This window comes from uncultured Henriciella sp., assembly GCF_964005855.1.
Taxonomy (GTDB): domain Bacteria; phylum Pseudomonadota; class Alphaproteobacteria; order Caulobacterales; family Hyphomonadaceae; genus Henriciella.
Genome location: NZ_CAXFSW010000041.1, coordinates 1 through 2,552 on the forward strand (window position 1 = coordinate 1; position 2,552 = coordinate 2,552).

Annotated in this window: 4 protein-coding genes; all 4 read left to right on the top strand. The window is 64.2% G+C overall.

Translation table 11 applies throughout. The annotated features are described in order from the left end of the window. Positions 1–549: tRNA methyl transferase PRC-barrel domain-containing protein (locus ABNU55_RS15635; protein WP_348764590.1), on the top strand; the 549-nt coding region annotated here is incomplete at its 5' end. A gap of 210 nt (positions 550–759) precedes the next feature. Beyond that, positions 760–1,035: a DUF1153 domain-containing protein gene (locus tag ABNU55_RS15640; RefSeq protein WP_290750803.1), complete on the top strand. Its 276-nt coding sequence runs from the start codon at positions 760–762 to the stop codon at positions 1,033–1,035. Between the two features lie 124 nt (positions 1,036–1,159). Then, positions 1,160–1,837 carry a hypothetical protein gene (locus ABNU55_RS15645; protein WP_290750800.1) on the top strand — a complete coding sequence of 226 codons (678 nt, stop codon included), beginning with the start codon at positions 1,160–1,162 and terminating at the stop codon, positions 1,835–1,837. Then, positions 1,834–2,552 (top strand): FliG C-terminal domain-containing protein (locus tag ABNU55_RS15650; protein ID WP_348764591.1); only part of this gene is annotated, 719 nt, incomplete at its 3' end. The genes ABNU55_RS15645 and ABNU55_RS15650, both read left to right, overlap by 4 nt.

Sequence of the window (2,552 nt, forward strand, 5' to 3'; positions counted from 1 at the left end):
GCCAAGCCGGACAGTCAGGATATCTGCTTCGTGCCCAGCGGCTCCTATGCCGATGTGGTCAAGAAGCTGCGGCCTGCAGCGGGGCGCGGCGGCGAGATCGTCCACCTCGATGGCCGGGTACTGGGTGAGCATAATGGCGTCATCCACTACACGATCGGTCAGCGCCGCGGCCTTGGGGTCGCGACGGGTGAGCCGCTTTTCGTGGTGAAGATCGATGCGGCCGCGCGCCGGGTCATTGTCGGCCCGCGTGAGGCGCTGCTGACGGCTGGTCTTACAATGGAAGAGCTGAACTGGCTGGGCGATGGCAGCCTGGAGGACGCTTGCGACAAGGGCCTGCCTGTCCTCGCCCGCGTGCGCTCCACCCGTGAGCCGCTGCCGGCCCGCCTAGGCTGGGATGGAAACGGCCCCGCCGTCTTCTTCGACATCCCCGAAGAGGGCGTCGCGAAGGGTCAGGCATGCGTCCTGTACGATTTTTCATCAAAAAGTCGCGTCCTCGGCGGTGGCTTCATCGCGTCCACAATCGCGGCAGATGAACGTTTGAGCGCCTAAAAATAAAGGAAGGTGTGCGGTTTCAGGACACCTGACCCATGAGGGGACAGATTTGCGAAGCCTTGCTTAACGGTGCCTGCGAGAAAGCGTCGAATTTTCATGAAAACTGACCGGCCTTGCTGAAAAGTGATTTAATCCACCAGCGCTAGAGCCATTGAACGGACGCAAAACGCGTCCCGGATTTATAACCGCTAAGAAATGGTGGATCTCATGGCGCAGCAAGAAGCTAGAACTCTGAGTATCAAGGGCCCGGATGGCCAGGTCATGACCCGGGAGGACCTCCCGCCCCCAGGCATTCGTCGCTGGGTGACCCGCAGGAAAGCCGAAGTCGTAGCGGCCGTTCGCGGCGGCCTTCTGTCCAAGAGCGAAGCCTGCGAACGCTATGCCCTTTCGGAAGAAGAGCTGGCCGGCTGGTCACGTCTCTATGACGAATACGGCACCAAGGGTCTGCGCACGACGCGCATCCAGCAGTACCGCACCAATTAGGTTCTGGCACTCCATCATCACCTGACCGGCCTTTGATACGTTAAAGCGCCGTTTACGCTGACGGGCCTAGCTTCACGGGAGCATTTTCCCGAGGGGCCGGCCCATGTCAGCTAAAAGGTCAATCATGCCAGGAGGCACGCGGCTGGCAGCGCTTATCGCGCTCGCCATAACCGCGTGCCTTTTCGCATGGCGCGCCAACACGCTGCTGACCGATGGCGCCCCGGCCCCAGACGCGCAGACCTTCCAGCAGCGCCAGCTGACCAGTCTGCTCGAGCCGCTCTTCGGCACCGGCAATGTCCGCGTTGCCAGCCATACCGGCCGCGATGGCAACCGCCAGTTCCTGGTCATGATCAATAGCGAGGCGCAGGGCATTCCGGTGGACCGGCCGGTCTTTGAGCGCGTGGTCACCATCCTGGAATCCAGCGCAGGCTATGACCGCGCCGCCGACAGTCTTCACGTCCAGCCTTTCGCTTTTGCGCCCGGCACTGCCGGGGGCTTTCGGACCATTGAGCTTTATGAGCTGGGGGCGCTTGGCCTGATCGGCTTGCTGCTCGCCTTCCTGATACTGATGCCGCCTGGCCGTCAGGAGAAGGCCGCCCCGGCTGCCGCGACCGCACCGCGCAAGCCCGATCAGCCGGAGATCCAGCCGGCCAGCCAGGTCATGCGCTCAGCGCCGCAACCCGGCACGCCGGCAAATGAGGATGAGTTCGCGCTCGCCCGCAATGCCGCGGCCCGCGACCCGAAGGCGGCGGCCCGCCTCGTTCGCCAGTGGCTGTCGAAGGATGATGAGGCCCGGTCATGAGCCTGCCCGCCCTTCAGATGGACGAGAGCCCCTCCCCGCAAACCGGTGTTGCCCGCGCCGCGCGCCTCATGCGCCTGCTCGGCCCCGCCGCTGCCGGCGTCTGGAATGAGCTTTCAGCGGGAGAAACAGCCCATCTGCGCCGCGCCATGACGGCCGGAGAACTCCAGCCGACGGACGAGGATGCCGCGCTTTTCATCAGTGAGCTGGAAAGGCCTGAGCCTTATGCGCCGCCCGAAGAGCAGAGCGTCTGGCAACGGCTGAGCGATTGCGAGCCGGACGCCATTGCCGCTTCGATTGCGCCCGAGCATCCACAGACCATTGCGCTCATCCTGTCGCGCATGAATGCGGCACATGCCGCCCTGACCGTGCGCGCCTTGCCGCGCGATATTGCCGTCTCCGCCCTGCGCCGCCTGCTTCATGCCGGCCGGCCGGACAGCGAGAGCCTCGCCCTGATCGAGAATGCGCTGGGCCGGCAGATCGATGCGGGCCTCTCAGGCCCCGCCAGCGAGGGCCCGCGAAAGATTGCGAGTATATTCGACCGGCTCGGCGCAGGTCTTGAAAAGCCCATGCTGTCGTCTCTTGAGGAAAGCGACCCCGGCGCGGGCGAGCGTATTCGCGCGCTCATGTTCACCTTTGACGATCTTGCCTCGATGGATGCGGCGGCAATGCAGACCATCCTGTCACAGACGGACCGGGCGACACTCGCCACAGCGCT